We start from the raw sequence: 5,495 nt of genomic DNA, 5'->3' as shown, positions 1-5,495 counted from the left end.
AAAAGTTCAAATCAACGCTTGACAGGATGTGAGGCTGGCGTAGAATGCGCGCCTCGGTTAGCGGCTCGGGTCGCAGCCAACTGCTCTTTAACAAGTTGAATCAAGCAATTCGTGTGGGTGCTTGTGAGATAAGCCTGATGTCGCAAGATTATCAGCAACACAAGTAACTCGTGAATTCATGAGTTTTTTGCGATTGCTGAGCCACGTTTAGGGTTTTCTCAAAACCCGATCAGTCTACTTAACTGAAGAGTTTGATCATGGCTCAGATTGAACGCTGGCGGCAGGCCTAACACATGCAAGTCGAGCGGATGAGAGGAGCTTGCTCTTCGATTCAGCGGCGGACGGGTGAGTAATGCCTAGGAATCTGCCTAGTAGTGGGGGACAACGTTTCGAAAGGAACGCTAATACCGCATACGTCCTACGGGAGAAAGTGGGGGATCTTCGGACCTCACGCTATTAGATGAGCCTAGGTCGGATTAGCTAGTTGGTAGGGTAAAGGCCTACCAAGGCGACGATCCGTAACTGGTCTGAGAGGATGATCAGTCACACTGGAACTGAGACACGGTCCAGACTCCTACGGGAGGCAGCAGTGGGGAATATTGGACAATGGGCGCAAGCCTGATCCAGCCATGCCGCGTGTGTGAAGAAGGCCCTCGGGTCGTAAAGCACTTTAAGTTGGGAGGAAGGGCTCATAGCGAATACCTGTGAGTTTTGACGTTACCAACAGAATAAGCACCGGCTAACTTCGTGCCAGCAGCCGCGGTAATACGAAGGGTGCAAGCGTTAATCGGAATTACTGGGCGTAAAGCGCGCGTAGGTGGCTTGATAAGTTGGATGTGAAATCCCCGGGCTCAACCTGGGAACTGCATCCAAAACTGTCTGGCTAGAGTGCGGTAGAGGGTAGTGGAATTTCCAGTGTAGCGGTGAAATGCGTAGATATTGGAAGGAACACCAGTGGCGAAGGCGACTACCTGGACTGACACTGACACTGAGGTGCGAAAGCGTGGGGAGCAAACAGGATTAGATACCCTGGTAGTCCACGCCGTAAACGATGTCAACTAGCCGTTGGGATCCTTGAGATCTTAGTGGCGCAGCTAACGCATTAAGTTGACCGCCTGGGGAGTACGGCCGCAAGGTTAAAACTCAAATGAATTGACGGGGGCCCGCACAAGCGGTGGAGCATGTGGTTTAATTCGAAGCAACGCGAAGAACCTTACCTGGCCTTGACATGCTGAGAACTTTCCAGAGATGGATTGGTGCCTTCGGGAACTCAGACACAGGTGCTGCATGGCTGTCGTCAGCTCGTGTCGTGAGATGTTGGGTTAAGTCCCGTAACGAGCGCAACCCTTGTCCTTAGTTACCAGCACGTGATGGTGGGCACTCTAAGGAGACTGCCGGTGACAAACCGGAGGAAGGTGGGGATGACGTCAAGTCATCATGGCCCTTACGGCCAGGGCTACACACGTGCTACAATGGTCGGTACAAAGGGTTGCCAAGCCGCGAGGTGGAGCTAATCCCATAAAACCGATCGTAGTCCGGATCGCAGTCTGCAACTCGACTGCGTGAAGTCGGAATCGCTAGTAATCGTGAATCAGAACGTCACGGTGAATACGTTCCCGGGCCTTGTACACACCGCCCGTCACACCATGGGAGTGGGTTGCTCCAGAAGTAGCTAGTCTAACCTTCGGGAGGACGGTTACCACGGAGTGATTCATGACTGGGGTGAAGTCGTAACAAGGTAGCCGTAGGGGAACCTGCGGCTGGATCACCTCCTTAATCGAAGATGTCAGCTTGCTGACAAGCTCCCACACGAATTGCTTGATTCACTGATAGAAGAGCAATTGAGTTAGCTTGACTCAAGGTAAGACGATTGGGTCTGTAGCTCAGTTGGTTAGAGCGCACCCCTGATAAGGGTGAGGTCGGCAGTTCGAATCTGCCCAGACCCACCAATCGATGGGGCCATAGCTCAGCTGGGAGAGCGCCTGCTTTGCACGCAGGAGGTCAGGAGTTCGATCCTCCTTGGCTCCACCATCTCCACCTAACCGCTAACACAATTGCTTGAAAGCTCAGACATGAGCGTTTGGTGTCCCGAAGGGGATAAGCAAACTCTGATGTCTGGTCTTTGATCAGAACTGTTCTTTAAAAAATTGGGAAAGTGATAGAAGTAGACTGCATTAACTGTTTTCACTGGCAGTTAGTGTCGTCAAGGTAAAATCTTGCGAACTCAAGCGCAAGTTTTCGGCGAAATGTCGTCTTCACTCATTTAACGCCCTGCAGATCGGTAGCGTCCTTGGACGCCGGAGAGATTGCTTGGGGTTATATGGTCAAGTGAAGAAGCGCATACGGTGGATGCCTTGGCAGTCAGAGGCGATGAAAGACGTGATAGCCTGCGATAAGCTTCGGTGAGGTGGCAAATGACCTGTGACCCGGAGATCTCTGAATGGGGAAACCCACCTAGGATAACCTAGGTATCTTAACCTGAATCCATAGGGTTAAGAGGCGAACCAGGGGAACTGAAACATCTAAGTACCCTGAGGAACAGAAATCAACCGAGATTCCCTTAGTAGTGGCGAGCGAACGGGGACCAGCCCTTAAGTTGATTTGAGAGTAGCGGAACGCTCTGGAAAGGGCGGCCATAGTGGGTGATAGCCCTGTACGCGAAACGCTCTTATCAATGAAATCGAGTAGGACGGGGCACGAGAAACCCTGTCTGAATATGGGGGGACCATCCTCCAAGGCTAAATACTCCTGACTGACCGATAGTGAACCAGTACCGTGAGGGAAAGGCGAAAAGAACCCCGGAGAGGGGAGTGAAATAGAACCTGAAACCGTATGCGTACAAGCAGTGGGAGCCTACTTTGTTAGGTGACTGCGTACCTTTTGTATAATGGGTCAGCGACTTATTTTCAGTGGCGAGCTTAACCGAATAGGGGAGGCGTAGCGAAAGCGAGTCTTAATAGGGCGTCTAGTCGCTGGGAATAGACCCGAAACCGGGCGATCTATCCATGAGCAGGTTGAAGGTTAGGTAACACTGACTGGAGGACCGAACCCACTTCCGTTGAAAAGGCAGGGGATGACTTGTGGATCGGAGTGAAAGGCTAATCAAGCTCGGAGATAGCTGGTTCTCCTCGAAAGCTATTTAGGTAGCGCCTCATGTATCACTCTGGGGGGTAGAGCACTGTTTCGGCTAGGGGGTCATCCCGACTTACCAAACCGATGCAAACTCCGAATACCCAGAAGTGCCGAGCATGGGAGACACACGGCGGGTGCTAACGTCCGTCGTGAAAAGGGAAACAACCCAGACCGTCAGCTAAGGTCCCAAAGTCCTGGTTAAGTGGTAAACGATGTGGGAAGGCTTAGACAGCTAGGAGGTTGGCTTAGAAGCAGCCACCCTTTAAAGAAAGCGTAATAGCTCACTAGTCGAGTCGGCCTGCGCGGAAGATGTAACGGGGCTCAAACCAGGCACCGAAGCTACGGGTATCACCTTTGGTGATGCGGTAGAGGAGCGTTCTGTAAGCCTGTGAAGGTGAGTTGAGAAGCTTGCTGGAGGTATCAGAAGTGCGAATGCTGACATGAGTAACGACAATGCGAGTGAAAAACTCGCACGCCGAAAGACCAAGGGTTCCTGCGCAACGTTAATCGACGCAGGGTGAGTCGGTCCCTAAGGCGAGGCTGAAAGGCGTAGTCGATGGGAAACGGGTTAATATTCCCGTACTTCTAGTTACTGCGATGGGGGGACGGAGAAGGCTAGGCCAGCTTGGCGTTGGTTGTCCAAGTTTAAGGTGGTAGGCTGACTGTTTAGGTAAATCCGGACGGTCAAGGCCGAGAGCTGATGACGATCCTTCTTTTAGAAGGAGAAGTGGTTGATGCCATGCTTCCAGGAAAAGCCTCTAAGCTTCAGGTAACTAGGAACCGTACCCCAAACCGACACAGGTGGTCGGGTAGAGAATACCAAGGCGCTTGAGAGAACTCGGGTGAAGGAACTAGGCAAAATGGCACCGTAACTTCGGGAGAAGGTGCGCCGGTGAGGGTGAAGGGTTTACCCCGTAAGCTCATGCCGGTCGAAGATACCAGGCCGCTGCGACTGTTTATTAAAAACACAGCACTCTGCAAACACGAAAGTGGACGTATAGGGTGTGACGCCTGCCCGGTGCCGGAAGGTTAATTGATGGGGTTAGCGCAAGCGAAGCTCTTGATCGAAGCCCCGGTAAACGGCGGCCGTAACTATAACGGTCCTAAGGTAGCGAAATTCCTTGTCGGGTAAGTTCCGACCTGCACGAATGGCGTAACGATGGCGGCGCTGTCTCCACCCGAGACTCAGTGAAATTGAAATCGCTGTGAAGATGCAGTGTATCCGCGGCTAGACGGAAAGACCCCGTGAACCTTTACTGTAGCTTTGCACTGGACTTTGAGCTTGCTTGTGTAGGATAGGTGGGAGGCTTTGAAGCGTGAACGCCAGTTTGCGTGGAGCCAACCTTGAAATACCACCCTGGCAACCTTGAGGTTCTAACTCTGGTCCGTCATCCGGATCGAGGACAGTGTATGGTGGGCAGTTTGACTGGGGCGGTCTCCTCCTAAAGAGTAACGGAGGAGTACGAAGGTGCGCTCAGACCGGTCGGAAATCGGTCGCAGAGTATAAAGGCAAAAGCGCGCTTGACTGCGAGACAGACACGTCGAGCAGGTACGAAAGTAGGTCTTAGTGATCCGGTGGTTCTGTATGGAAGGGCCATCGCTCAACGGATAAAAGGTACTCCGGGGATAACAGGCTGATACCGCCCAAGAGTTCATATCGACGGCGGTGTTTGGCACCTCGATGTCGGCTCATCACATCCTGGGGCTGAAGCCGGTCCCAAGGGTATGGCTGTTCGCCATTTAAAGTGGTACGCGAGCTGGGTTTAGAACGTCGTGAGACAGTTCGGTCCCTATCTGCCGTGGACGTTTGAGATTTGAGAGGGGCTGCTCCTAGTACGAGAGGACCGGAGTGGACGAACCTCTGGTGTTCCGGTTGTCACGCCAGTGGCATTGCCGGGTAGCTACGTTCGGAAGAGATAACCGCTGAAAGCATCTAAGCGGGAAACTTGCCTCAAGATGAGATCTCACTGGAGCCTTGAGCTTCCTGAAGGGCCGTCGAAGACTACGACGTTGATAGGTCGGGTGTGTAAGCGCTGTGAGGCGTTGAGCTAACCGATACTAATTGCCCGTGAGGCTTGACCATATAACACCCAAACAATCTGACCGTAGGTCAGAGCGTGAGGAAGACGACGCCGAAAACGGCGCGTGGGTTCGCAAGACCCAAGACGAGTTGTCTACTTCGATCACCGACCCAATTGGGCCAGCCAGGCAGTCCCATCGCCTGGCCAGCCAACCGAATTGCTTGACGAACATAGAGCATTGGAACCACCTGATCCCTTCCCGAACTCAGAAGTGAAACGATGCATCGCCGATGGTAGTGTGGGGTTTCCCCATGTGAGAGTAGGTCATCGTCAAGCGCCTAA

Annotated in this window: 2 tRNA genes and 3 rRNA genes; all 5 read left to right on the top strand. The window is 52.7% G+C overall.

Features of this window, described 5'->3' with window-relative positions:
- Window positions 1-239: 239 nt before the first annotated feature.
- Window positions 240-1,776 (top strand): 16S ribosomal RNA (locus AR540_RS22350).
- Between the two features lie 96 nt (window positions 1,777-1,872).
- Window positions 1,873-1,949, top strand: a tRNA-Ile gene (locus tag AR540_RS22345).
- A gap of 6 nt (window positions 1,950-1,955) precedes the next feature.
- Window positions 1,956-2,031, top strand: a tRNA-Ala gene (locus AR540_RS22340).
- A gap of 291 nt (window positions 2,032-2,322) precedes the next feature.
- A 23S ribosomal RNA gene (locus AR540_RS22335) occupies window positions 2,323-5,215 on the top strand.
- A gap of 158 nt (window positions 5,216-5,373) precedes the next feature.
- Window positions 5,374-5,489: ribosomal RNA gene (gene rrf / locus AR540_RS22330) — 5S ribosomal RNA — on the top strand.
- The 16S, 23S and 5S rRNA genes sit together here with 2 tRNA genes alongside, the layout of an rRNA operon.
- The last annotated feature ends 6 nt before the right edge of the window (window positions 5,490-5,495 follow it).

Origin of the sequence: Pseudomonas sp. EpS/L25, assembly GCF_001512295.1 — a bacterium.
Classification (GTDB): domain Bacteria; phylum Pseudomonadota; class Gammaproteobacteria; order Pseudomonadales; family Pseudomonadaceae; genus Chryseomonas.
This window is presented reverse-complemented; position numbering and strand designations above follow the sequence as displayed.